The sequence below is a fragment of the Stenotrophomonas geniculata genome, assembly GCF_034508895.1.
In the GTDB taxonomy this organism is placed as follows: domain Bacteria; phylum Pseudomonadota; class Gammaproteobacteria; order Xanthomonadales; family Xanthomonadaceae; genus Stenotrophomonas; species Stenotrophomonas geniculata.
In genome coordinates this window covers 1,781,787-1,806,639 of record NZ_CP140571.1, presented here as the reverse complement: position 1 = coordinate 1,806,639, position 24,853 = coordinate 1,781,787, and the positions used below count along the sequence as shown (strand labels likewise).

The 24,853-nt window shown below is 67.4% G+C and carries 18 protein-coding genes; 4 read left to right on the top strand and 14 right to left on the bottom strand.

The features are described from left to right. Positions 1-30: 30 nt before the first annotated feature. Positions 31-1,134 carry a hypothetical protein gene (locus tag RI032_RS08480; protein ID WP_322548129.1) on the bottom strand — a complete coding sequence of 368 codons (1,104 nt, stop codon included), beginning with the start codon at positions 1,132-1,134 and terminating at the stop codon, positions 31-33. A gap of 240 nt (positions 1,135-1,374) precedes the next feature. Here RI032_RS08480 and RI032_RS08475 point away from each other — a divergent pair, with 240 nt between their 5' ends. After that, positions 1,375-1,893, top strand: coding sequence for a hypothetical protein (locus tag RI032_RS08475; RefSeq protein ID WP_019337489.1), 519 nt, complete (start codon positions 1,375-1,377; stop codon positions 1,891-1,893). A 39-nt stretch (positions 1,894-1,932) separates the two neighbouring features. Next, positions 1,933-2,607 (top strand): hypothetical protein, encoded by a 675-nt coding sequence (locus RI032_RS08470; RefSeq protein WP_134958139.1) that lies wholly within the window; start codon positions 1,933-1,935, stop codon positions 2,605-2,607. Positions 2,608-2,719: 112 nt separating this feature from the next. On the opposite strand, the gene RI032_RS08465 is transcribed toward RI032_RS08470, so the two are convergent. The 9 genes from RI032_RS08465 to RI032_RS08425 are packed head-to-tail and all read right to left on the bottom strand — an operon-like array spanning position 2,720 to position 15,077. After that, the gene (locus RI032_RS08465; RefSeq protein WP_322548128.1) at positions 2,720-4,528 is read right to left on the bottom strand and encodes a hypothetical protein; all 1,809 of its coding nucleotides are present in this window, start codon (positions 4,526-4,528) and stop codon (positions 2,720-2,722) included. After that, positions 4,525-6,699, bottom strand: coding sequence for a hypothetical protein (locus RI032_RS08460; RefSeq protein ID WP_322548127.1), 2,175 nt, complete (start codon positions 6,697-6,699; stop codon positions 4,525-4,527). Before RI032_RS08460 ends, RI032_RS08465 begins: the two co-directional genes overlap by 4 nt. After that, positions 6,696-7,817: a BatA domain-containing protein gene (locus RI032_RS08455; RefSeq protein ID WP_322548126.1), complete on the bottom strand. Its 1,122-nt coding sequence runs from the start codon at positions 7,815-7,817 to the stop codon at positions 6,696-6,698. Before RI032_RS08455 ends, RI032_RS08460 begins: the two co-directional genes overlap by 4 nt. Continuing rightward, the gene (locus RI032_RS08450; RefSeq protein WP_227860092.1) at positions 7,814-8,710 is read right to left on the bottom strand and encodes a DUF58 domain-containing protein; all 897 of its coding nucleotides are present in this window, start codon (positions 8,708-8,710) and stop codon (positions 7,814-7,816) included. The genes RI032_RS08455 and RI032_RS08450 overlap by 4 nt, the downstream gene beginning before the upstream one ends. 7 nt (positions 8,711-8,717) lie before the next feature. Next, positions 8,718-9,701, bottom strand: a complete 984-nt coding sequence (locus tag RI032_RS08445; protein WP_043034901.1) for an AAA family ATPase — start codon at positions 9,699-9,701, stop codon at positions 8,718-8,720. Positions 9,702-9,717: 16 nt separating this feature from the next. Continuing rightward, positions 9,718-10,425 (bottom strand): DUF4159 domain-containing protein, encoded by a 708-nt coding sequence (locus RI032_RS08440; protein WP_012509667.1) that lies wholly within the window; start codon positions 10,423-10,425, stop codon positions 9,718-9,720. Next, positions 10,425-11,759, bottom strand: a complete 1,335-nt coding sequence (locus tag RI032_RS08435) for a TldD/PmbA family protein (protein WP_312250157.1) — start codon at positions 11,757-11,759, stop codon at positions 10,425-10,427. The genes RI032_RS08440 and RI032_RS08435 overlap by 1 nt, the downstream gene beginning before the upstream one ends. Positions 11,760-11,780: 21 nt before the next feature. Further along, the gene (locus tag RI032_RS08430) at positions 11,781-13,415 is read right to left on the bottom strand and encodes a TldD/PmbA family protein (RefSeq protein ID WP_010487267.1); all 1,635 of its coding nucleotides are present in this window, start codon (positions 13,413-13,415) and stop codon (positions 11,781-11,783) included. A 30-nt stretch (positions 13,416-13,445) separates the two neighbouring features. Beyond that, on the bottom strand, positions 13,446-15,077 hold the full coding sequence (locus RI032_RS08425; RefSeq protein ID WP_162292575.1) for a TldD/PmbA family protein: 1,632 nt from the start codon (positions 15,075-15,077) through the stop codon (positions 13,446-13,448). Between the two features lie 673 nt (positions 15,078-15,750). On the opposite strand from RI032_RS08425, the gene RI032_RS08420 reads away from it, so the two are divergent. Next, the gene (locus RI032_RS08420; RefSeq protein WP_241885773.1) at positions 15,751-16,365 is read left to right on the top strand and encodes a DUF938 domain-containing protein; all 615 of its coding nucleotides are present in this window, start codon (positions 15,751-15,753) and stop codon (positions 16,363-16,365) included. Here RI032_RS08420 and RI032_RS08415 read toward each other — a convergent pair whose 3' ends face one another. The 3 genes from RI032_RS08415 to RI032_RS08405 form a co-directional block, all read right to left on the bottom strand. Beyond that, positions 16,366-17,652 (bottom strand): type II toxin-antitoxin system HipA family toxin, encoded by a 1,287-nt coding sequence (locus RI032_RS08415; protein WP_197657443.1) that lies wholly within the window; start codon positions 17,650-17,652, stop codon positions 16,366-16,368. Positions 17,653-17,685: 33 nt separating this feature from the next. Beyond that, entirely contained in the window at positions 17,686-18,045 is a 360-nt protein-coding gene (locus RI032_RS08410; protein ID WP_197657444.1) for a helix-turn-helix transcriptional regulator, read from the bottom strand. 167 nt (positions 18,046-18,212) lie between these two features. Beyond that, entirely contained in the window at positions 18,213-21,899 is a 3,687-nt protein-coding gene (locus RI032_RS08405) for an indolepyruvate ferredoxin oxidoreductase family protein (protein ID WP_322548125.1), read from the bottom strand. A gap of 169 nt (positions 21,900-22,068) precedes the next feature. Between RI032_RS08405 and RI032_RS08400 the strand changes: the two genes are divergently transcribed. Continuing rightward, positions 22,069-22,704, top strand: a complete 636-nt coding sequence (locus tag RI032_RS08400) for a tetratricopeptide repeat protein (RefSeq protein WP_171954779.1) — start codon at positions 22,069-22,071, stop codon at positions 22,702-22,704. A gap of 582 nt (positions 22,705-23,286) precedes the next feature. Here RI032_RS08400 and RI032_RS08395 read toward each other — a convergent pair. Next, complete coding sequence (locus RI032_RS08395; protein WP_322548124.1) at positions 23,287-24,771, bottom strand: AAA family ATPase; 1,485 nt, start codon at positions 24,769-24,771, stop codon at positions 23,287-23,289. Between the last annotated feature and the right edge of the window lie 82 nt (positions 24,772-24,853).

Genomic DNA, 24,853 nt, shown 5'->3' with positions numbered 1-24,853 from the left:
GAGACATCGCGCGCGAAGGGCGTGAACCGTTCAGTGCCACGGGTCCGGACGCTGCGCGATGTCCGCGTCAAGCGCCTCGCTGCGGCGGAGGAACTGCACCATGCAGACCACAAACCGCACCGCATGCCAGCCCAACGCCAGCAATGCCACCGCCTGCCAGCCAGACGCAAGCGGCCAGCCCGGCTCCAGGCGCTGCGACCACGGCATCCAGGCGGCGCCGAAGACCAGCACGCACAACAGCAGGCCCAGCCACGCCAGTTGCCAGAACGCTCCCGTGGGCGGATAGCGCCGTCGGTCGCTGGCCAGGCACCACGCCGTGCCAGCGCCCAGCACTGCGCCGTCACAGGCGCGCACATCCAGCAGCATCGAGCGCCCGCGGGAGAATGCCGCAGCGTGCTCCCAATTCTCTGGAAGCTGCACACGCCGGTCATTGCCCAGCAACCACACCCGTGATGTCTGGGCAGTACGCTGGTGCGCGCGCAGGCGCCCGCGTACCCGCAGCACGCGCTGCGCTGTCGCAGGGCCGTTGCGGCGAGGGAAGCCCAGCCAGGCCGCAAGACCGGCGATGGCGAGCAACGGCATGGCGAGCAGGCCCGGGACGCCGGTGGCGGCCCACAGCGCCAGTGCGGCAATCAGCAGCGGGGACGGGCGCAGGCCGGGACCCCGTCGCATCGAGATTTCTTCGGGTGTCTCCAGGCGCTCGCCACAGACGCGGCTGGTGGCTGCATCCGGCCGTGCAGCAGCGATGGTGAAGCCATTGAGACGCACCACCATGGCCACGTGATCACCCAGTACCACGTCAGCTTCATTGTCTTCCGAGAGGTAGGCCCATGCCTGTCTTGGCACCAGCACGGGAATGCCACCCAGGAAGCCGTCACCGACCGGGAAGCTGTTCCGCCACGCCCCACCGGTGAAGGCGCCATGCAGCCGCTTTACCTGGTCGTCGTGGTCGCAGCCGGTCAACGCGCGCACCGGTGCCAGTGCCATGTGTTCGTCCGCGCCCAGCGTCCGCAGCGTGCTGCTCCGGCGCAGCGAGGCGATGCCTTCGCGGACACGCGATGTCCATTCGGCGGCGGTCGCGGTGACCACCAGGCACACGACCGCCAGACCCACCAGTACTGCCGCGCGCGGCATCAGCAGGCGACTGGCCGACGCGGCGGGCGTGTGGAGGGAGCTGTCATCAGGGATGGGCCTTACCGGGAAAATCGCAGGATGCCGTCCCCGCGCCCCGAGGGGAATGAAGTTCGTTGCAAACTTCGGCGCCCAGGCCGGGCAGCGATGATGCGTGACACACCCTGAATGCCCCCTCCGATGCCAACGAAATCTGAAGCCCGCATCCGTATCCTTGTTCACTGGACGCAACCAACAGGGTGGATGGCTGTGGCACGACGTGGAACGCAGGGAGTACTGCTGGCCAGCCTGTTGCTGGCGGGCGTCGCGCAGGCGCAGCAGGCAGCGCCGGTAGCGGTGTCCGATCCTGTGCCCGCTCCCCCTGCTGATGCCCCGGCAGCACCTGCCGCGCCGATCTCCACCACCCTGCCGCAGGACAATGTCACCACCCTCGGCGAAGTGCGTGCGCTCAAGCCGGAAGACGAGCCGCTGGACCTGTACCGCTTCAAGAATCCGGTGAAGTTCGGCGACAACCGCTTCAGCCGCGACTGGAGCGAACCGCCCTCGCCGGAGCAGGTCAGCATGGGCGGCGGCTACATCATGATGGGCGTGGTCAAGGGGGTGATGGCAGCGGCCAAGGGGATCAACAAACTCACCGGCGGACCTGCGCAGATCCAGGCCGCCGTGGCGCGGCCACCGCCCGAGCTCAGTGCCGAGCAGCAGCAGCGTGCGCTGCGGTTCTCCCAGGAGCAGGATGCCGGTGATGCACCGCCGGTGAAGTAGGCCGTATATCCTGCTGGCTCCCCCACCGGTAGGGCTGCCATGTTCCTGCGTTCGATCTGCCTGTTGGCCGCATTGCTGCCGGTCTCCGCCTTCGCGGATGGCATTGCCGATGATGGCGCCTGCCGCAATGGCGCGTTTCCCTCCGAACAGAGCCGGTTCGCCCTGGCGCGGGTGGTCGATGCACCACGTCTGTACCTGCTTGGCGACATGGATGGCTGCCCGGCCAAGGGCGAGCCGGCCTGCCGCCAGCGCAGCTATGTGGTCAAGGGCGATACCGTGGTGACCGGGCGCGACCTGGGCCGCTATCGCTGCGCGTTCTTCCCGAACAAGGTGGGTGGCAGCGCCGGTTGGGTCGACCGCAGCAAGCTGCAGGCGTTGCCGGTGGTCGTGCCAGCGCTGCAGGATTGGGCGGGCGAGTGGAAGGATGGCGACAACGGCCTGAAGATCCGCGTGCAGGGCGGGCAACTTCATGTGGAGGGTGACGCCTACTGGCCCTCAGCCAACCCCACACCGGAACAGCGTCCCTACGGGCCGAACATGGGCCAGGTGGAAGCGCGGGCGACGCCGCGTGGTGCTGATGTGGAATTCGTCGAGGACACCTGCAGGGTGCGAGTGCATTCGCTGGGTGAGGTGCTGATCGTGGCCGACAACAGCGAATGCGGTGGCATGAACGTGCGTTTCAACGGTGTGTACCGGCGCGCCGGAAAACGTTGAAGGGCGCATGAGGGATGGGGCCAGTAGATCCACGCCACGCGTGGGTGCGGGCTCGCGATCCAATCGGTGGGGTCAGAGCCCTTTCGCGAACGAAGGGGATCCGACCCCAGGCTCAGCGCCGTCGCTCCAGCCACCACAGTAGCGATGCGCACAGCACGAACGCCAGCCACCACGGCCAGCGCGAGCCGGGCACGGGGTGCATCACCGACGCGTCTGCAGGCGTGCTGGCAGCCAACGCCTGCGTGGTCGCATCGATCATCGCCTGCCGATGCAGCGTCGGTGCATCCTTCGGGTCGAACACATAGCGCCAGACAACGCTGTCGCCATGCGGCAGGCGCTGCCAGCCTGCCTCACGGGGCCACCAGCCGGCGCAGCGCAGCGCCGATGTCGCGCCATCGACAATCAGGGGTACAGCGTCACCACGTTTGTTGAAGACCTGCAGTGGCGCTTGCACGCCACACAGCGCCTGCCGTTCGCCTGCCCAGCTGATCGGCTGCGGTGACCACAGCGCATCATCGCTGCTCTGTGCGCGCGCCAGCGTGGCCACCACGCTGCTCCAGAGTTCGCCATGGCGGTCATCGCGCCCGGCCAGCACCCAGCGCCAGCTGTCGGTCAGCGGCAGCAGGCCGATGCGGCCCCTGCCAACCGCGCGCCAGCCACCGATGGCATTGCCGGCACGATCGTGCAGCAGCGCGTTGCTGCCCGGCGGCTGCAACGCCAGTGCTTCCAGCGAAGGCAGCGCGGCACTGTGCGAGCTGCGATCGGCCTCTTCGCCGTAGCCGGTCGGCAACGTGCCGGCGGCAAGCGGGCCACGGCGTGCGGCGAGGATCGCGCTCTCGCCATCGCCGGGAAGTTCGAGGGTGCCGCTGCTGCCATCGCCCTGCACGGGCAGGCCCAGATCGCGGAGACGCTGGCGCGCACTGGCCGAAGGTGCGCCCGCGCTGCGTATCAGCACGCCCAATCCATCGCGCAGCGCCTGGCGCACGGCGGCCAGCTGGCCCGCACTCAATGCCGCCAGGCTGCGTTCGTCCAGCAGCAGCAGATCGCTGCGCGTCAGCGATGCTGCATCGATCAACACCGGGCCATCGCCAACGCTGAGTCCGGCCCCGGTATCCGCCTGCACCTGCACATGGATGCCGGCATCGGCCGCCCAGCGGCGCAGGTACTTCAGCTCTGGGCCCGGCGCACTGGCGCGCACCAGCAGGCGCAGCGGTGCGGCCGGCAGGGTCTGCTGCGGCACCGGGACGCTGTCCACCACATGGCCGTCGGCATCGAGCAGGCGCAGCTTGAACACGCTGCGGCCTTCGGCGCGGGCGATACCGCTCAGCTGCACGCGGCCGTCGTCGGCAACGTCCGTGCGATCGACCACGCTGTCGGCCGGGTCGAGCAGTTCTGCTTTCGCCTTTGCCGCGCCACGCGCCTGGGCCAGTACTTCGAAGCGTGCACCGGGGGCCACATCGGCCGGTGGTTGCAGCGCGATCCAGCCGCGCGGCTCCGGTGCAGCCTGCCAACGTACATCCGGTGGCAGCAGCGCGTCGCGGTCCCGTGCGGCCAGGCCCGCACCGACCAGCGTCAGCGTGGAGGCTGGATGCTGGCGCAGCGTGGTGGCCAGGTCGGGTACGCGCTGTGCGCCGGGCACATCGGCAGCTTCGGGCAACAGCAACAGCGGGCTTTCGCTGGCTGGCAGTGCACCCGCCTTGTCGGCCCCAGCGCCGAGCACGACCAGGCCAGCGGCGGATCGCTGATGCGTCGGAGGTACCAGGCAGACATACAGCAGCATGGCAGCGGCGATCTGCAGTGCGATGCCGATCCAGCGGCGACCTCGGTGCGCTGTGCTTCCACGCAACTGGCGCACGCTGGCGATGACCACGACCACAGCAAGTGCCAGCGCAATCCACAGGTTCGGGCTGGAGGGGGTCATGGCTGCGCCTCCAGCGCATCGAGGTAGCGCTGGCCCATCGCATCGGCCGCACTGCGCCGCATGGCCTGCGGCAGTGGACGTTGCAGTGCCCGCCACAGCTGTGCGCGCAGGCGCAGGCGGCAGTCGTGGCAACCGGGCTCGATGCGCAGCTGCTCGATGGCGGCGGCCAGATCCAGTGCATCGGGCAGGTAGGCGGCGTTGCGCTGCTGCCAGGTCGCGAGCGCATCGAGATCCGGTGCGCCGTTGTCATCGCCGAGGTGTTGCCAGGCTTCAACAATGGCCGGGTCCGGCGGCGTGCGCGCGGCCAACGGCAGTTCACGACTGGCCAGTCCGGCGCGATCACCGCCGAGTCGACGGCCTTCATCAATCGGTGGCAGCTCCGGCCCGACCCGGGCCAGATAAATGCGTTCGGCCTGCTGCACCTGCTTGATGAAGCCCAGCGCCTTGTACGCGAAGGGCAATGCCTGTTCCGGACGGCCCTGGCGCAGCTCGCCTTCGGCCGACCACATCTGGTCCAGCGCGGCCTTCAACGTGGCGCGGGTCTGCGGATCGAGCAGGGTCGCCGCCTCGGCGTGGTCATGGGTGTGGCCATACTCGGAGAGCACGTCGGTGGCGCTGCCGAACACCGGTGGCGTATCGGCATTGGCCGGCTTGCCGCCGTGGTCGTGGCCATGCGCGTCGTGCGCGCCTGCATCGGCGCCATGGTCGTGATCGTGCTCGTCGTCATGGTGGTGGTCGTCTGCGGCCGGCGTATCGCTGGTGGGCAGGTCGCTGGTCGGCGGTGGCTTCGGCGCACCTTCGCTTTCCTCGCCCAGGAACTGGCCGTAGCGCAGGCGCAGGATGCGCTGGTCGACACCGATCGCATCGCTGCGCTTCACGAAGTCCTCGGCGGCCAGGCTGCGTCGCTGCCGGATCAACGCTTCGGCATCGATGATGATCTGCCGCTGGCTGCGGAAGTACGCAGGCAGGGTCTTCTTGATGCGGCCCTCGAGCTCTGCACCGAGCGCGACTTCGGCGCTGGGCAGGCGCAGGATCACGCTGCTGCTGCGCCCGGTCTGCGGCGTGGGTGCATGATTGTCGCGCACCTCCAGCTGGGCGATCACATCGTTGCCGGGCTGCGCGCCCAGCGACGCCAGATCCAGGGTGTGGGCGAAACGCCGCGCGGTGGCTTCGCCGCTGCCGGCAAGCGTGACGCTGCGCTTCACGAAGGTGATGTTCTCACCGCTGCCCTGGGTGGTGGTGATCGACAGCGTTGCCTGCGCCGCGACACCGTAATCGTCGTTGGCTTCGAAGCGCAGTGCCCACTTTCGCTGCCCCGGCGTGCCCAGCACCAGGCTGGCCGTGGGCTCCAGTACGCGCACGCTGGGTGCACGGTCGGCCACCACATCCAGCCGATGCAGGCGGGTCTCTGCCAGTGCCGGTTCGCTCACCACGCGGTACAGCACCGGCGCGCGTGCCACATCCTGCGCCTGCCACTGTCCTTCGTGCTCGCTCAGCGGCAACCTGCGACCATCGTGGAACTGCAGCCATGCCTTGTCCGGTGCACGGTCGAAGCGCAGCGACCAGGACAGTCGGCTGTCGGCGGCGACCTTGGCGTCCAGCGCATTCTGGGTAAGCGTGGCCTGGCCGGTATAGACCGGTGCGTCGATGCGCAGGCGGGTGGACTGCAGGCGTAGCGGGCACGCGGCGGCCGTGCTGCCTGGCGCCGACGTGCGGACTGGCGCGGAACCGGGGTTCGAACGTGGCCAGCCGGCTGCCAGCACAACAATGGCCAGGCCCGCGATCCAGCACAGCGCCAATGCCCCAGGCGGCCAGTGTGGACGCAGCTCCGGCATCGCGCGTTCCAGCGTGGCCAGCACATGCGCACGCTGGCGCTGCTGCAGCGGATTGAGCGTGGCGGCATCGGCGAACAGCAGATCGGCACTGTCCTCGCTGGCACCGCTGCCATCAAGGTGGCGTTGCAGCCACTGCCGGTCCAGTTGGCGGGCATGCGCAGTGGCGAAGCCCGCACACGCGAGCAGGCTGATCGTACCGACGACGCAGGCGATATCGAAACCTGCCAGACGCAGGGCCAGCACCGCCGCAGCCAGCGCCCATGGCAGGCCCAGCAGCAGGGTGATGAGCGCACGGCGCCGGCGCGCACGTTGCCAGGCGTGCTGCCAGGTATTCATGCGGCCACCCTGCGGCGGGCGCTGCTGGCCATCCAGCGTTCCAGCGCGAACAGCAGCACGATGGCCAGCAACAGCCAAGGCGTCGGCTCACGCAGCGGTGGTGTTGCAGCAGGCAATGCGGCCCGCTGCGGTGCCTGGTCACGTGCATCGCCCAGGCGCGGAGCCGTGGGTGGCTGCAGCGCCAGCAGCAGGGCACGCGGCAACTTCGGATCGCGCAGCGCGGCGTTGCTCGTGGTATTCCAGTCGCCCGGCAGCGCCAGCAGATAGCCGTGGCCGACGCGTTGTTGCCACAGCAGCGGTGCGCCCTCCGCGTCGCGCAGCAGGATGCGGGCGTCGGCAGCGGGCTTGCCGGCGGTGATGACACGACCGCCGTCGCGCAGCCACGCCTGCCAGTTCGCCGGCAGTGCATCGCTGCGGCTCCACACGCCGATCTCGCCGCGTTCGGGCAGGGCATCCACCGACAGCGGAGCGAGCGGTGCCTGCACGCCCCACGCGCGCTGCAGTGCGTTCAACCAGTGCCGGGCAGTGGCGGATGCCTCGCCGTGCGCGCGCAGCTGCGGCAATGCCGCTGCAGTCTGCGGCGGTGTGACCGGCATCGGCTGCGTGTGCCATTGCACGTCGCGCGACAGCTGCAGGCGGGCGCCATCCAGGCCGGGCAGGGGATCGGGAACGTGCACGGTCAACGCGGTGCCCGCGGGCAGCTGTGCGTCCAGTTCGCGCAACAGGCTGGGCAGGGATGCGCTGGATGCCGGTGGTGCCTGATCGATGGCGGGGAAGCCAGGTGCCAGCCAGTGCCAGTTGCCCTCTTCGGCGGTGCCGCGCAGTGCGGCGGCGTCCATCCCAGGTGCCACTACCGTCCAGGCAGCGGGGACAGGGGCAGGGCCGGTCAACGCAGGTCGTGCCAGCAGAAAGGCCAATGCAGCCAGCAACATCAGCCGCACCAGAAGCAACGGCCAGTCATCGAAGCGGATGCGCTGGCGCGGCCGGATCTGTGCACGCAGCCAGCGCAGTGCAGCGAAATCCAGTGGCGTGTACGGATGGCGCCGGGCCAGGTGGATCAGCAGCGGCAGCAGCCCTGCGGCGAGCGCGGCCAGGCCGAGCGGGAACAGCAGGGTCATGCAGCGCCCCCACGGCCGAACAGCGCCTGCAGCGGCTGGTCCAACGGTTGGTCGAGCCAGCCGGTGGCACTGGCGATGCCGCTGGCCTGCAGGCGCGCACGTAATGCGCTGCGTGCGTCAGCGAAGCGCTGCAGGTAATCGGCGCGGATCGCCGCGCCGTCGCCCAACAGTTCCTCGCCGGTTTCCGGGTCGCGGAAGCGGTGGCCGGCGTCGAACGGGAAGTCGCGCTCGTCGGCGGTCAGGATCTGGATCAGTGCCACTTCGCGGCGTGCGCTGGCCAGCTGTTCCAGCAGCACGATGCCGGCGTCGTCGAAGCCGTCGCCAACGGCCAGCAGCAGGTCGCCCGGGCGCACGCGTTCCCACAGCGGGCGCAGGCGTTCGGCCGCAGGCCACCCACCGCGGGCCTGTAGGGCGTTCAGTTGCAGATGCACACGGTCGCGCTGGCGCGCGCCGTTCGCTGCGGGTACCAGCTGCAGGCCATCGCCACTGATTGCCAGCAGGCCAAAGCGGTCGCCCTGTTGCAGGGCCAGTTCGACCAGGCATGCGGCCACGCCGCACATGTGGTCCAGGCGCGTGCGTTGCGGCGCCGCGCGATCGGCCTGGCCGGCCGAGGCGGTGGCATCGAGCAGCAGCCAGACCGTGATCGGGCTTTCGCGTTCGGATTCGCGCACGAAAAAGCGGTCCGAGCGCGCGTACAGCTTCCAGTCGATCTGGCGCAGTTCGTCCCCGGGCTCGTAGGCTCGGTACTGAGCGAATTCGAGACCGGCACCGCGGCTGCGGCTGGCGTGCTGGCCGATGCCGCTCACCCCGCTGGCCAGGCGCGGCCGCAACCGCAGCAGGCGCAGGCGCGCACGCAGTTCCGGTGGCAGGGTCAACGGCGTACCTGCGTTCACGCGTGGCTCAACCCGGGAACGGCACGGCCTGCAGCAGCGCAGCGACCACGTCGTCGGCACGCTTCTGCTCGGCCTCGGCGGCGAACGACAGCAGCAGGCGATGGCGCATCACCGGTGCGGCCAGCGCCTGCACATCCTCACGGGTGGCGGCGAACCGGCCCTGCAGCAGCGCACGGGCCTTGGCGGCCAGCACCAGCGACTGCCCGGCACGCGGGCCGGCGCCCCATTTCACCCATTGGTTGATGGCGGCCGGCGCGCCGTCGCCCGGACGGCTGGCACGCACCAACCGGGTGATCCAGGCCAGCACATCGGGGCTGACATGCACCTGGCGTACGGCGGCCTGCAGGGCGATCACCGCTTCGGCATCCATCACCTTCGGCACCGCGTCGGTGGCACCGCCGGTGGTCTGTTCCAGGATCTGCCGCTCCTCGTCCTCGCTGGGGTAATCCACCAGCACATGCAGCAGGAAGCGGTCCAGCTGTGCTTCCGGCAGCGGGTAAGTACCCGCCTGCTCGATCGGATTCTGCGTGGCCAGCACAAAGAACGGCGCCGGCAGCGCGTAGGTGGTACCGGCGTAGCTGACCGTGCGTTCCTGCATCGCCTCCAGCAGCGCGGCCTGGGTCTTGGGCGGGGTGCGGTTGAGTTCGTCGGCCAGCAGCAGGTGGGTGAAGATCGGGCCCTGCTGGAAGCGGAAATGGCGATGACCCGTGCCGTGGTCTTCCTCCAGCAGCTCGGTGCCGAGGATGTCGCTGGGCATCAGGTCGGGGGTGAACTGCACGCGCCGGAACTGCAGTTCCAGCGCCTGGCCGAGCGAGCGCACCAGCAGCGTCTTGCCGAGCCCGGGCGCACCTTCCAGCAGGCAGTGGCCACCGGCCAGCAGGCCGATCAGCAGCTGCTCGACCACCGTGTGCTGGCCCACCACGGCGCGTGCGAGCGCAGCGCGCAGCTCATCCAAGCGCGGCAGCAGGGAATCGAGGTCGGGGGTGGTCATGGGCGTGCAGGTCCTATCAATTGTTCAACGCGTACATCACGATGTTGACGCCGAAGCGGGTGTTGTCCTCGGCCAGGAAGCGCTTGTTGCGCCAGTCGTAGTCCCACTCGCAGCCATAGTCCTTGTTGCTGTAGAGCAGGCCCAGGCGGCCGTCGACCTCGATGCCCTTCAGGTAGTCGTGCACCAGGTCGTCGCCCCAGCCGTTGAGTTCGAAGCTGGTGGCGGGCGGGCCATCGGGGAAGCGGAAGAAGCTACGGTACAGCGCGTGGCTGTTGGGCAGCTTCTGCAGTGCCTTCGGACCAAACAGGCGACCCATCTGCGCCTCGAATGAGGTGGCGAACAGGCCGTCGATGTCATGGTTGCAGTCGTCGACGAAGACGAAGCCGCCATTACGCACATAGCGCACGAAGTTCTGCCGCTCGGCGGCGTTGAACTCCACCAGCGTGTGCCCGGCCAGGTAGCAGAACGGTGCTTCCAGCATGCGCGGGTCGGCCAGCGCTACCACGTGTTCCTGCGGGTCCACGCGCAGCGAGGTGTAGTCGATCAGCGAGGTGATCAGGTTGGACGGCATGCGCGCGTCCACGTCCCAGTCGCCGGAGTCGTACTGCAGGCGGGTGAACCAGAAGTCGTAGCGCGAACTGCGCGGGCCTGCCTGCGCGAAGGCCGGCAGCGCCGCCGCCGAAGCGGCAGCGGCCAACCAGCGCAGGCAGGCCCGGCGATCCATCAGACCGCGTCGGACAGCGAGGTGAAGGTGAAATCGCGCAGCTTCATCGGCGGGATCATCATCACGTAGCTGGACTCATCACCGGCCACGCGCACCGGCTTGCCCAGCTCTTCGATGTTGTTGAGCATGATCACCGGCGACTCGTTGAAGCGGAAGTTCTTCACCGGGTGCTTGATCTGGCCGTTCTCGATGTAGAAGGTGCCGTCGCGGGTCAGGCCGGTCAGCAGCACGGTCTGCGGGTCGACCATGCGGATGTACCAGGTGCGGGTGACCAGGATGCCCTTCTGGGTGCCGCGCACCAGCTCGGCGGTGCTCTTGTCGCCACCGCTCATCAGCAGGTTGCCCGGCGTAGCCTTGGCGGTCTTGCCCTGCTTCTGCGCCCAGAAGCGCGAGTAGTCCAGGTTGGCGATCCTGCCGTTCTCGATGATGGCCATGCGTTCGCGCGGCAGGCCTTCGTTGTCCCACGGCAGCACCGGCGCCTCCGGATGCCACGGGTCGGCGATCATGGTCACGCGCGGGTCGTAGACCTGCTCGCCCAGCTTGTTGCCGCCGCCCTTCTTCGACAGGAAGCTGCGGCCTTCATCGGCCGAGCGTGCACTGAAGAAGTTCATCATGAAGCTGATCAGGCCCGCGGCTGCGGCGGGCTCCAGGATCACCGTGTACTTGCCCGGTTCCAGCGCCTTGGCTTCGGCCGATTCGGTGGCCTTGCGCATGGCGATGCGGATGTCCTGGTCGGCCTTGAAGTCGGCGGCATCCTTCAGATTGCGGCCAACCCAGCCCGAACCACGGCCATCTTCGGTACGCACGGTGCAGGTGTAGTCGAAGTTGGTCGTGCGCTGGTAGGCGAAGTTGCCGTTGCTGTTGGCGGTGGCCTGGAAGCCCTGGCCGTCTTCGAGGAAGCCGGCGGCGATCAAGCCGTGGCCACGGCAAGGAGCGATCGAATCGGCGGCGACCTTGGCGCGGAAGGCCGGATCAATCGCTGCAGTGGACTCGCTGAAGGTCGGGCTGGCGCGGTAGCTCTGCTTGCCGATGGCCGGCATGAACTCCGGATTCTCCGGCGCCAGCCGGGCCAGATCCTCGGCACGACGCACCACGCGTTCCAGCGCGGCATCGTCGAACTCGTTGATCGAGGCCGTGCCGACGCGCTTGCCGAAGGCGACGGTGACTGCCAGCTCGGTGTTGTCGACGATGCCGCTGGTGGAGACATTGTTCAGCGCGAAACGGATGTTGCCGCTGATCGCGCCGGCCAGCACGGCGGTGCATTCGTCGGCCTTGGACAGGGCGATGACCTTGTCGAGGATGGCCTTGGCCTGGGCTTCGGTGAAGATACTCATGGTGTAAGGGCTCCTGACCGATCAGCCGAGGCTGCGTGCGGTGTTGATGACGTTGATGCCGTTGAAGCGCGCGGTGGACGAACCGTGCGAGACCGCCGAGACCTGCCCCGGCTGGCCCTTGCCGTCGAAGAACGAACCGCCCAGGCGGTAGTCACGCTCGTCGGCCACGGCGGTGCAGGCATTCCAGAACTCCGGCGTGCGGATCTGGTAGGCCACGTCTTCCAGCATGCGGGTGATCTGGCCGTTCTTGATCTCGTAGAACAGCTGGCCGCCGAACTGCGCGTTGTAGCGCTGCTGGTCGATCGAGAACGAACCGTCACCGATGATGTAGATGCCGTTCTCCACGTCCTTGATCAGGTCCGGCACGCTCAGCGGCTTCTTGCCCGGTGCCATCGACACGTTGGCCATGCGCTGGAACTGGACGCTGGACCACGAGTCGGCGTAGCAGCAGCCGTCGGATTCGGTCTTGCCGAGGATGTGGGCCTGGTCGCGGATGGTCTGGTAATCCACCAGCTTGCCGTCGCTGATCAGGTCCCAGCGCTTGCACTTCACGCCTTCGTCGTCATACGCGACCGCGCCCAGGCTGCCCGGCTGGGTCTTGTCGGCGAAGATGTTGACCAGCTCGCTGCCGTACTGGAAACGCTGCTCGCGCTTGTCCAGGGTGGCGAAGCTGGTGCCGGCGTAGTTGGCCTCGTAGCCGAGCACGCGGTCCAGCTCCAGCGGATGGCCGATCGACTCATGGATGGTCAGCCAGGTATGCGACGGATCGAGTACCAGGTCGTACTTGCCGGGCTTGACCGACGGCGCCTTCAGCTTCTCCTGCGCCTGCTTGGCCGCCGCGATGGCGTCTTCCTTCATGTCGTAGGACGAACCGTAGTTCACCACGCCGTTGGGCGTGAGCACCTTGCCGCTGGCGGCGCCGTCCAGGTACTCGTAGCCCAGGCCCATCGGCGAGGACAGGCCTTCGCGGGTACGGAACTTGCCGCTGGACTTGTCGATGGCGGTGATTGTCATCGGTGCCCAGATGCGGTGCACGTCCTGGTCGATGTAGGAACCATCGGTGGAGGCGAAGTACTTCTGCTCGTTGACCAGGAACAGCATCGAGTTGACGAAGCTGGCACCGGCACCCATCGCCGCAGCGTTGACGTCCAGCAGCAGCCCGACCTTGTCCTTGATCGGCACCTCCATCGCATTCTTGCGGATCGGCGTGCGCCAGCTCACCTCACCCACGCCCGGCGCCTTGGCCAGTTGCACCGGTGCGGTCTGCACGCCGGCATTGGCCTTGGCGATCGCCGCGGCCTGCTGCGCGGCCCTGGCCACATCGGCCGTACCCAGCGCATTGGTAGCCGCGAAGCCCCAGGCACCGTTGACGATCACGCGGATGCCCACGCCGGTGGACTCGGTGTTCACCACGTTCTGCACCTTGTCCTCGCGGGTGATCACGAACTGCCGCAGGTAGCGGCCGATGCGTACGTCGCAGTAGGTGGCGCCAGCGCTGCGTGCGGCCTGCAGGGCGGCGTCGGCCAGGCGCTTCTTCAGCCCCAGGTCCAGCGTGCTCTGCAGCTGTTCGGCGGCAATCGCCTTGCCGAAGAAGGAGGGCACGATCAGCCCACCCGCGGTAAGCCCGGTCAGGGCCAGGAAGTCACGTCTTTGCAAGGCTGCTCTCCATGTCGAAGGATGGGTGGCTCAAGCGCCGAGACTGCGCGCGGTGTTGATGATGTTGATGCCGTTGAAGCGGGTGGTGGACGAACCGTGCGAGACCGCCGAGACCTGGCCGGGCTGGCCCTTGCCATCGAAGAACGAACCGCCCAGGCGGAAATCGCGTTCATCGCAGATGGCGGTGCAGGCGTTCCAGAATTCCGGCGTGCGGATCTGGTAGGCCGCGTCCTCGACCATGCCGGCGATCTTCCCGTCCTTGATCTGGTAGTACAGCTGGCCGCCGAATTGCGCGTTGTAGCGCTGCTGGTCGATCGAATACGACCCGCGGCCATGGATGTAGATGCCGTTCTCCACGTCCTTGATCATGTCCGCGACGCTGAGCGGTTGCTTGCCCGGTGCCAGCGAGACATTGGCCATGCGCTGGAACTGCACGCTGGACCAGGAGTCGGCATAGCTGCAGCCGTGCGACGCATCGCGGCCGAGGATATGGGCTTCATCGCGGGTGGCCTGGTAGTCGACCAGGATGCCGTCGCGCACCAGGTCCCAGCGCTGGGTCTTCACCCCTTCATCGTCGTAGCCGACCGCACCGAGGCTGCCCGGCTGGGTCTTGTCGGCGAAGAAGGTGACAATGTCGCTGCCCCAGCGGAAGCCGGCATCGCGCTTGTCCAGCGTGGCGAAGCTGGTACCGGCGTAGTTGGCTTCGTAGCCGAGCACGCGGTCCAGCTCCAACGGGTGGCCGACGTTCTCGTGGATGGTCAGGAACAGGTTGGACGGGTCCAGCACCAGGTCGTACTTGCCGGGCTTCACCGACGGTGCCTTCAGTTTCTCGCGCGCGTGGCGGGCGGCGGCGATGGCGTCTTCGACCGGGTCGTAGGAATCGCGGTAGGCGGTGATGCCGCCGGGCAGCTGGACCTTGCCACTCGCATCGCCATCAAGGAACTCGTAGCCCATGCCCATCGGCGAGGAGAGGCCGGCGCGGGTACGGAACCTGCCGCTGGCCTTGTCGATGGCAGTGGCGGTGAATGGCAGCCAGATGCGATGGATGTCCTGGTCGATGAACGAGCCGTCGCTGGAAGCGAAGTACTTCTGTTCGTTGACCAGGAACAGGGTGGAATTGATGTAGTCGGCGCCCGCATTCAGCGCGGCGGCGTTGAGCGCCAGCAGCAGCTCGACCTTGTCCTGGATCGGCACCGCCATCGCGTTCCTGCGGACCGGCGTCTGCCAGCGGACCTCACCCACCGACGGCGTCGGCGCCAGCTGCACCGGCCGGGTCTGGATGCCGGCGTTGGCGCGGGCGATCGCCGCCGCCTGCTCGACCGCAGCGCGCACGGCGGCCTCGGTCTGCTGGTGGGTGGCGGCGAAGCCCCAGGCGCCATTGACGATCACCCGCACGCCCACGCCGGACGATTCGCGGTTGGTCACGTTGCCGACCTGGTGTTCGCGGGTGATGACCGACTGGTTGAGATAGCGGCCGATGCGGACATCGCAGTAGCTGGCCTTGGCGGTGCGCGCGGCGGCGAGCGCCACGTCCGCCAGGCGCCGGCGCTGGGCGGTATCGACCGGTGCGAGCAGCTGCTCGGCGGCGATGGCGCGGGAATGCGGCAGCAGCAGGCCCGCCAGGCCCAGACCGGAAAAAGCCAGGAACTCACGTCGTTGCACAGCGTTTCTCTCTCTCGCTTGCGTGCGGCCGACAATGGGTCGAGCCGATCACGTCAACTTCTCGACTTTCGCCAGTGCGGCGCCACCGGGCAAGTGACTGCAGTCATGGTTGGGAGGGTTTCGGCAGGGCTTGCAGCCCTGCACCTGCTCAATGCAACGGCAACGGCCAAAGCCAGAGCCAGAGCGGCATTCCGTGGGTTGGCGGGGCGGTGTCGGATTGCGGGGACGCCGCAAGTACGTCCGTGTAGGCTTGGCAGCCGCATCCATGCGGCTGACACCCCGCAATCCGACACCGCCCCACCTTCGACAGATTCCGTGTGCTGTTGGTGGGTGTCGACCTTGGTCGACACAATCTGTCAGATATCGAAATGAATCCGGGGTTAGATCCGTTTTCCTGCGGTAAACGGATCTGACCCCAAGAGCCGTTCCAACAGACCACTGGAACCTGTCGAAGGCGGGGTGGGTCCGGTTGCGGGGGCGTGAGCCGCATGGATGCGGCGACCGAGCCTCCATGGACGGATTTACGGCGTCCCCCGCAACCGGACCCACCCCGCAATCCCACAGGAAGCCCGCTGTTGCTGTTGCCGTTGCTTCGGCGGGTGCAGGGCGCCGCCCTGCTGAGCAACACCCCCTCGTGCACAATGGGGCTGACCCCGCCTGGACACCGTCCCTGATGTCGAGCAAGCCGTATTCAGAAGCCTGCGAGCGCAACCGCGAACCGATCGCCACCGCACTCGACCCCTGGATGGGCGATCGCCACCGGGTGCTGGAAATCGGCAGCGGTACCGGCCAGCATGCGGCCTTCTTCGCCGAGCGCTGGCCGTGGCTGCGCTGGCAGCCCAGCGATCATCCGGACCATCTGCCTGGCATCGAGGCGTGGCGCGCCGAGGCGGCGCTGCTCAACCTGCTGCCGCCCGTGGCGCTGCAGGTGGAACTGCCGCCGGCAGCGGGCCTGACCCTGCCGGAGGGCAGCTCGTTCGATGCCGCATTCAGCGCCAACACGCTGCACATCATGAGCTGGGAACACGTGCAGGCACTGTTCGGCGCGCTGCCGCCACTGTTGCGTCACGGTGCGCTGTTGGCGGTCTACGGGCCGTTCAACTACGGTGGCCGCTACACCAGTGACAGCAACGCGCAGTTCGATGCCTGGCTGAAGGCGCGTGATCCGCGCAGCGGCATCCGCGATGTGGAAGCCGTGCATGCGCTGGCTGCGGACAATGGCTTCACCCGCCTGCGCGACGTGGCGATGCCGGCCAACAACCGGCTGCTGCTGTGGCGGTTAGGGTGATCAGGTTGCGGGTTGTTCAAACTGCCGCAGGCAGCGCTGACAGCTCATATCGATGGCATCAAGCAAGCGGTTCAGTACCGGGTGACGAAGTCCCTCCGCGTGGAGGTCCGCATGCGACTTCCGCGCGAGCGCGGGAAGTTGGGTGGCCATGTCGAACAATCCAGACAGTGCCTTGTCTGCGTCAAGTCTCATTGCCTCAGCGGTAGACCGCCAATCCATCAAGCGGATGTCCCACCAGCGGTAATGGCTGCCGATCCTCATTGCCATCTTGATCTTGCGGCGCTGAAGTTCGGCGTAGGGCAGTGCGCTCGATATGTCGTACAGAGGGGCAAGGCGGGCCCTTCCCTGGGCGCCTATCAGCAGCGAATAATTCTTCGCGTGCGCATCCGTGCCGCCGATGAGGTAGTTGAACTGCAGTGCCTGTAGCAGTGCCTCGACATCCGACCGCGGTTGACTGGAGTGGTCCCATAGCACTCGTGCGAGATCGGCAGGACCAGGTCCGCCCTGATTCTGGTACTTGATGTGGGGCATCACGCCCAGAGCTTGGCAAAAGTCTTCCTGGTGCACACGCTGCCATCCAGTCGCCGTACGTATGCGGTCGTATCGCCTTACGGAAATTGCCTGTGCGTCTTCCACGCAGATCATTTCAGCAAACGCGGCCGACATGCCAAGTTGTCTGGCCAGACGTAGGCAGAACACCTCATTTTCAACGAATCCGTCGTAGTCGCCGCTGGGTGGCTTGAGGATATGGGTCGTTGGAACACGGCCGGCGGGAATCTCCCAGCCCCCATCGTCGCGCTGTAACAGGGCGATCTTGGCTTGCGCCCCGGCTAGGCTGAACTGGCCGACATCATCGAGTCGCCGTGCTGCGGCTTGGTCCACCTGTACACGCTGCAGGCGCTGGGCGATTTCATGCGTGGACAGTGGCTCCTGCCTGTCGCTCTCGCCTGAAATGACGGCCGCTAGCCGTTCACTTCTCACAAACTGGACGGCTCCCGCGCAGTCCTCACCCACGCGGGACAGCAGTGCGATCGGATTGCGGGCTGATACATGGAATCGCGAGGCCCATCGTTGCAGCAGTGCTTCGTTGTCCGGAAGCAATCCCCACAGCACTGCGGAAAGCGTCGCGCTGGGAGCACTGTCCTGCGCCAACGGAAGTGCGAGAGACAAGGGATAGGCCCCCGGCGTCTGGCGCCAACTGTCCGCGTAACGGAACGTTGGATGCCCATGTGCATCCTGCCCCAGGTATCCAGCCACTCTGTTGGAAAGGAGTACGTTGAGGTCCATGCCGGAAGCGCGGTGTCCAGGGAGAAGAGGCTTTCAGAGATCCTTGCTGCGGTTACGACGATCGACCGGCAGAACTGCCTTGCGACGTTCATCCGGGTACAGTCGGTTGCTATCCACGATAGTGTCGATATCGGGCAGCGCTAGAGGCATTTCCGACGAATCAGCAACGGATGCCTCGCCCTCGACGTTACCAACGCCCAGTACCAGGCCGAGGACATTCACCGTCCGCAGCACAAGTTGCAGTTCGGCCCGGGGCTTGCCCTTCTCCATTTCGATGACCCACTGCCGGCTCACTCCCACGCGCTCGGCCAGCTGCGCCTGGTCCCAGCGCAGTGCCTTGCGACGTTGGCGGATGACCGCGCCCAAGTCTCGGGAAGTTCGGAGAACGCTCATTTCACAAATGTATGCGCTCGCCGACATTTAAGCAAAATATCAGCGTTCGTTGGCATTTTGGAAAATGTCAACGAACGCTGACTAAACTCGGAATGTCAACGTTCGTTGGCACTGTCGCCGAGGGAAGCGTGCTGCAGGGCAATGCCGGCCAGCGGCCAGCACTACCTTCAAGCCACCTGCACGATGTGCAGCGCCTTCGGATTGCGCCACTGCGCCAGCAGCGCCGCTTCCCGTGCCTTGGCCTGCGCGAAATGCGCTTCCTTGACGTGGCCGAAGCCGCGGATGTGCTCGGGCACGCTGGCGATCTCCACCGCCAGCGCCAGGCGATCGTCATCCAGTCCATCCAGCAGCACCTGCACGGTCGCCTCGTAATCCCCGATCAGTTTGCGCTCCATGCGGCGTTCCTCGGTGCGGCCGAACACGTCGAGTCGGCCGCCACGCAGGAACTTCAGCTTCGCCAGCAGGCCGAAGGCCTTGAACATCCACGGGCCGTATTCCTTCTTCAGCAACCGGCCCTGCTCGTCCTTCTTGGCGAACAGCGGCGGTGCCAGGTGGAAACGCAGCTGGTAGTCGCCCTCGAACTGCTGCTGCAGGCGGCGCTGGAAGTCGCCGCTGGTGTACAGGCGGGCCACTTCGTACTCGTCCTTGTAGGCCATCAGCTTGAACAGGTAGCGGGCCACGGTTTCGGTCAGCGCGGTGGAGCCACCGATGCGGTCGGCTTCGGCGGCGCGCACGCGCTCGACCAGGCTGCGGTAGCGGTTGGCATAGGCGGCATCCTGGTACTCGACCAGGAAGGCGGCGCGACGCTCGATCATTTCGTCCAGCGAACGCGACAGGCGCGCGTCGTCTAGCGGCAGGAAGGCCACGTCGCCGCCATGCGAGGGCAGGCCACGCAGTTCGCGTTCGTCGCCGGTGTTGCGCGGTGCGGCGGTGGCACCCCATTCGTTGCCTTCCCACTCGCCCGGCGGCAGCGGGTGCAGCGGGCCCGGGGTGGATTCGGTATCGGTGTGGCGGTTGCGCACCAGGCCGGCGGCCTGCTGCACGGCCTGCGGGTCGACCACGGCCAGTCGACCCCAGGCGAAGGCCTGCTGGTTCATCGCCACGGCGGCGCCGTTGAGTTCGATGGCGCGCATCAGCGACTCGAACGACAGCGGTACCAGGCCCTGCTGCCACGCGTAGCCGAGGATGAACAGATTGGCGGCGATGGCGTCGCCCAGCAGCGCGGTGGCCAATTGGGTGGCATCGAGCAGCAGCGGTTCCTCGCCCCCCAGCGCCACGCGCACACCGGCCACGATGTCGGCGGCGGGGAACTGCATGTCCGGGCGGGTGGTGAAGGTGCCCGGCATCGCTTCGTAGGTGTTCAGCACCACCTGCGAACGGCCGGCACGCACCTTCGACAGCGCCCAGTAGTCGTTGACCACCACCATGTCGCAGCCCAGCACCAGGTCGGCTTCACCGGCGGCGATGCGCACGGCGTGGATGTCGTCCGGTCGGCGGGCGATGCGGATGTGCGTGGTCACCGCGCCCCCCTTCTGCGCCAGGCCGGTCTGGTCGAGCACGGTCGCGCCCTTGCCTTCCAGGTGGCCGGCCATGCCCAGCAGCGCGCCGATAGTCACCACGCCGGTACCGCCCACGCCGGTGATCAGGATGTTCCAGGGCTGTTCCAGGGTGCTGCGGATGGTCGGCGCCGGCAGGTTGTCCAGCAGCGTGGAGGCATCACGCTTGCTGCCCTTGCGCGGCTGGCCACCGTGCACGGTGACGAAGCTCGGGCAGAAACCATTCACGCAGGAATAGTCCTTGTTGCAGTTGGACTGGTCGATCTCGCGCTTGCGCCCGAACTCGGTTTCCTTCGGCAGCACCGACACGCAGAAGCTCTTCTTGCCGCAGTCGCCGCAGCCTTCGCAGACCAGCGAGTTGATCAGCACGCGCTTCTGCGGGTCTTCCAGCTTGCCGCGCTTGCGGCGGCGGCGCTTCTCGGTGGCGCAGGTCTGTTCGTAGATCAGGATCGAAACACCCTTCACTTCACGCAGGCGCTTCTGCACTTCGTCCAGTTCGCTGCGGTCGTGGAACTCGACATCGCTGGGGAAGTGCTCGCGCTGGCCGGTCCACTTGCCGATGTTGTCCGACAGCACCACGATGGTGTGGATGCCTTCGGCGCGCATCTGCTTTGCGATGTCCGGCACGCTCAGCGGGCCGTCCACCGGCTGGCCGCCGGTCATCGCCACCGCGTCGTTGTAGAGGATCTTGTAGGTGATGTTGACGCCGGCCGCGACCGCCTGGCGGATCGCCAGCGAACCGCTGTGGAAGTAGGTACCGTCGCCCAGGTTCTGGAACACGTGCGGGGTGTCGGTGAACGGCGCCTGCCCGGCCCAGGTCACGCCTTCGCCACCCATGTGGGTGAAGGTATCGGTGCTGCGGTCCATCCAGGTCACCATGTAATGGCAACCGATGCCGGCCAGCGCACGCGAGCCTTCCGGCACCTGGGTGGAGGTGTTGTGCGGGCAGCCCGAGCAGTAATGCGGCACGCGCGGGAAGCTGGCGCGCGGCAACGCAAGCTCGGCTTCCTTCTCCTGCATCCACTGCAGGCGCTGCTCGATCGATTCGTTGTTGAAGAACTTCTGGATGCGGCGGCCGATCACGCCGGCGATGGTGGCCGGCGTCAGTTCACCGGTGGACGGCAGGATCCATTCGCCGCTCTCGTCGTACTTGCCAACGATGGACGGGCGCTGGCCCCAGCTGGCCGGCCAGTTGAAGAACTGTTCCTTCATCTGGCGCTCGATGAAGGCACGCTTCTCCTCCACCACGATGATGTCTTCCAGGCCCTGCGCGAAGCGCGCGATGCCCTGCGGTTCCAGCGGCCAGGTCATGCCGACCTTGTACACGCGGATGCCGATGTCAGCGCATGCGGCTTCATCCAGGCCCAGGTATTCCAGCGCCTGCAGCACGTCCAGGTAGCTCTTGCCGGTGGTGACGATGCCCAGCCGCGCGCGCGGCGCGTCCATCACCACTTTGTCGACGCCGTTGGCGCGGGCGAACGCCTGTGCGGCCTTCACCGCATAGCGGTGCAGCCGCATTTCCTGGTCCAGCGGCGGGTCCGGCCAGCGGATGTTGAGGCCGCCCGACGGCATCTCGAAGTCCTCCGGCAGCACGATGCGGCGTGCCGTCGGATCGACCTGCACCGAGGCCGACGATTCCACCGTCTCGGCAATCGTCTTGAAGCCGACCCAGCGCCCGGTATAGCGGCTCATCGCCCAGCCCAGCAGGCCCATGTCGAGGATGTCCTGCACGCCGGCCGGGTTCAGCACCGGCATCATCGCGCTGACGAATTCGTCTTCGCTGCCGTGCGGCAGGGTCGAACTGCGGCAGGCATGGTCATCGGCGGCCAGCGCCAGCACGCCGCCGTAGCGCGAGGTGCCCGCAGCATTGGCATGCTTGAACACGTCGCCGCAGCGGTCCACGCCCGGGCCCTTGCCGTACCACATGCCGAACACGCCCTGCACGTTGGCGCCGGGGAACAGGTTGGTCTGCTGCGTGCCCCACACCATGGTGGCGCCCAGGTCCTCGTTCAGGCCCGGGGTGAACTTCACCTTCGCCGCTTCAAGATGCTTGCGCGCGCGCCACAGTTCCAGGTCGAAGCCACCCAGCGGGCTGCCACGATAGCCGCTGACGAAGCCGGCGCTGTCGATGCCTTCGGCGGCGTCGCGCAGGCGCTGCATCAGCGGCAGCCGCACCAGCGCCTGCACGCCACTCAGATAGATCCGCCCCTCGTTGCGGGTGTACTTGTGGTCGAGCGTGTAATCACGGTCGAGCAGGTCGGCGGAAGAGGGCGAAGTGAGTTGCGCGGTACTGGTCATGGCTGGCCCGGTAGGATCGGCTGGCACCGGCCGCGTGCAGGCACGCGGCGGGAAAGGCGCGAATTGTAGCAGCGGGGCCGCGCAGGCCCCGGCACTCGCGCCCGTGGCGGTGCTGGGGTTAGGATCGGGAAGAGAGAGGGAGGCTGCAGTTGCGGCCTGGGGAGAAGGGATGTCAGTTCCAGGAAAGATCCTGGCCAGCGTGCTGCTGGCCTCGGGAGTGGTCACTGCGTGGGCCGCGCCGGTCGTGCCGGCACCACAGGAGTTCTACTTCGACAACGACCCGGCGGCCACGCCGATGGTGGCGGTGCACGGCGAGGGCGATGACCTGGTGGCCCAGCTGGTCAAGCTGCGTGAACGCGGCCGCCGCGCGGTTGAGGCGACGGTACAGCTGGCATCGGTGGCCGGGGCGCAGGGTCGCGGTGAACTGGCCGAGCAGCTGTACGGCGAAGCTCTGAAAGAGGCCCCGGCGCAGAGCAGCAGTGGCCGCAGCGTGCGCTGGAACTACGGCTGGGACCTGCTGCGCCAGGGCAAGCCGGAGGCAGCGCTGGAACAGTGGCTGGCTTCGGCCGGCAATGCGCGCAGCAAGCCCAGCTGGGTACCGCCGACCTATGCGCTGGCGCTGTGGCGGATGGGGAAGAAACAGGAAGCGGTGCAGTGGTATGCCGCTGCCGTGCGTACCGAGCCGACGCAGTGGAGTACCAGTGCCCACCATGCGCAATTGCTGCCGCAGTGGCGTGAGGACGAGCGCGCATCGCTGGCCGAGGTGCAGCAGGCGTGGGTTGCCGCGCCGCCTGCCTGGCCCTGAGGGAGGGGTTCGGCCGGGTTGCACCCGGCACCCGCAGAGGCAACAGCCAAAGCAACAGCAACAGCAACAGCGGGCAATCCGTGGGATGGCGGGGCGGTGTGGGTTGGCAGGACACGCCGTAAACCCGTCCATGGGGGCTCGATGGTGCCATCCATGGCGCCAACGGACCTGCCAACCCACACCGCCCCGCCTCCGACAGTTCCCTGCTGCTGGTAGGTGTCGACCTTGGTCGACACGGTAGATCCACGTCATGCGTGGATGAATCTGTATCGGAATCGACTATTCGATATCTGATCGAAATGCAGCCGAGCGTGGGCTCGGCTCTACAGAAGGCGGCCAACCAACCGGCTTTTGCTTTTGCTTCTGCTTTTTTTTTTTCTTTTCCGTGGCGGACGCACTCGGAAATTGTCAGAGGCCGGGCGGGGTGGGTTCGCGGGGGTGTCCGCGGCATGGATGCCGCGGCCAAGCCCCCATGGACGGGTTGACGGCGTCCCCCGCGAATCCATCCCGCCCGGCCAAGCGCGGCTTTTGATGTTCACGGTCAACCAGCCGCCACGAGGGGCTGCGCCGTTCGCTGGAAACTCAATCGTCCGCGGAAACTGTCCGCCCCGACGCCCACGCCCGTAGTGCCTCCACCTGCTCGGCCATCAGCACCGACAGCGGCCGCGTGGCGCGGATCTCGGCCATCAGCAGCTCGGTGTCCAGCGGCCGGCCCTCGGCATGCGCCGCATACAGGCCGGCGACGATCGCCTGCTCGATCTCGGCGCCGGAGAACCCATTGGCGGCCGCCGCCAGCGCGGGCAGTGCGAAGTCGTCGGCGTTGAGCTGGCGCCGGCCCAGGTGCAGCCGCAGCAGTTCCACGCGCACGTCAGGCGAGGGCAGGTCGACGAAGAAGATCTCGTCGAAGCGGCCCTTGCGCAGCAGTTCGGCAGGCAGCTCGTGCACCTGGTTGGCAGTGGCCACGATGAACACCGGCGCCTTGCGCTCGGCCATCCAGGTCAGCAGGTAACCGAGCACGCGGCGTGACACGCCGCCGTCCTCGCCACCGCTGGCCAGGCCCTTCTCGATCTCGTCCATCCACAGCACGCAGGGCGCCAGCTGCTCGGCCGAGGCCAGCGCCTGGCGCAGGTTCGCCTCGGTCTCGCCGTGGTACTTGTTGTACAGCGCGCCCACGTCCAGGCGCAGCAGTGGTACGCCGAAGCCGGCGGCGGTGGCCTTGGCCAGCATCGACTTGCCGCAGCCCTGTACGCCCAGCAGCAGCATGCCGCGCGGCGGGTCCAGCCCGGCCGGGGCCGAACCGGCAATGAAGGCCACGCGGCGCTGGTTGATCCAGCGCTTGAGCCGGTTGGCACCGGCCACATCGCCGAAGCGCGCGCTGTCGTGCTCGAAGAACAGGTGGCCGCTGCGGTTGAGCAGCTCGAACTTCAGCCGTGCCAGCTGTGGCAGGTCGTCGTCGCGCAGCGCGCCATCGGCGTAGATCAGCTGGCGGGCGATGCGCCGGGCATCGACCAGGCTCAGGCCCTGCAGGTTCTTCAGGATCATCTTCACCGCCTCGCTGTCGACTTCAACCCGGCGGCCGCCATGCTCACGCGCATAGGCGTCGGCCTCTTCGCGCAGCATCTTCAACAGGGCGTTGGCATCGGGCAGGCGCGGGTTGAAGCGCACCGCCAGTGCTTCCAGCTCGGCCGGCAGCTCCACCTTGGCACCAATCAGCACCAGCACATGCGGCTCGCTGTGGCGGCGCTGGATCAGGTCGCGCAGGGCGCGCTGGTGACTGGCATAGCCCAGGTAGGGATGGAAATCGAGCAGCAGGTAGACCCCGCGCTGCTCCGCCTGGCGGATCATCTGCAGGGCCGCGCTGGCGTCGGGCGGCCCGACCGGCGGGTCTTCGCTGTCCAGGTCGATCCGGCGCAGGCCCTCGGTGATCGACCAGCGGTGCAGCGCCCGCCATACGTGCATCAGCGTCTGCCGGAACAGCTCGACGATGCGACCCTCGTCCTGGGTCTCGATGACGATCAGTGGGGTGTTGGCGCGGATCAACGCGCTCAGATCCTGCAGTTCGCTCATGCCGGTTCGATCCTTCGGGGGCGCCACGATAGCAAAGGCGATGGCCGCTGGTTCAGCACGACGCTACCTCCCGTCACCATCG

Bases quoted from the DNA above. Each gene is read 5' to 3' on its own strand.
- RI032_RS08480 (WP_322548129.1), bottom strand. From the start codon at position 1,134: ATGCCGCGCGCGGCAGTACTGGTGGGTCTGGCGGTCGTGTGCCTGGTG.
- RI032_RS08475 (WP_019337489.1), top strand. From the start codon at position 1,375: ATGGCTGTGGCACGACGTGGAACGCAGGGAGTACTGCTGGCCAGCCTG.
- RI032_RS08470 (WP_134958139.1), top strand. From the start codon at position 1,933: ATGTTCCTGCGTTCGATCTGCCTGTTGGCCGCATTGCTGCCGGTCTCC.
- RI032_RS08465 (WP_322548128.1), bottom strand. From the start codon at position 4,528: ATGACCCCCTCCAGCCCGAACCTGTGGATTGCGCTGGCACTTGCTGTG.
- RI032_RS08460 (WP_322548127.1), bottom strand. From the start codon at position 6,699: ATGAATACCTGGCAGCACGCCTGGCAACGTGCGCGCCGGCGCCGTGCG.
- RI032_RS08455 (WP_322548126.1), bottom strand. From the start codon at position 7,817: ATGACCCTGCTGTTCCCGCTCGGCCTGGCCGCGCTCGCCGCAGGGCTG.
- RI032_RS08445 (WP_043034901.1), bottom strand. From the start codon at position 9,701: ATGACCACCCCCGACCTCGATTCCCTGCTGCCGCGCTTGGATGAGCTG.
- RI032_RS08440 (WP_012509667.1), bottom strand. From the start codon at position 10,425: ATGGATCGCCGGGCCTGCCTGCGCTGGTTGGCCGCTGCCGCTTCGGCG.
- RI032_RS08435 (WP_312250157.1), bottom strand. From the start codon at position 11,759: ATGAGTATCTTCACCGAAGCCCAGGCCAAGGCCATCCTCGACAAGGTC.
- RI032_RS08420 (WP_241885773.1), top strand. From the start codon at position 15,751: ATGTCGAGCAAGCCGTATTCAGAAGCCTGCGAGCGCAACCGCGAACCG.
- RI032_RS08415 (WP_197657443.1), bottom strand. From the start codon at position 17,652: ATGGACCTCAACGTACTCCTTTCCAACAGAGTGGCTGGATACCTGGGG.
- RI032_RS08410 (WP_197657444.1), bottom strand. From the start codon at position 18,045: ATGAGCGTTCTCCGAACTTCCCGAGACTTGGGCGCGGTCATCCGCCAA.
- RI032_RS08405 (WP_322548125.1), bottom strand. From the start codon at position 21,899: ATGACCAGTACCGCGCAACTCACTTCGCCCTCTTCCGCCGACCTGCTC.
- RI032_RS08400 (WP_171954779.1), top strand. From the start codon at position 22,069: ATGTCAGTTCCAGGAAAGATCCTGGCCAGCGTGCTGCTGGCCTCGGGA.
- RI032_RS08395 (WP_322548124.1), bottom strand. From the start codon at position 24,771: ATGAGCGAACTGCAGGATCTGAGCGCGTTGATCCGCGCCAACACCCCA.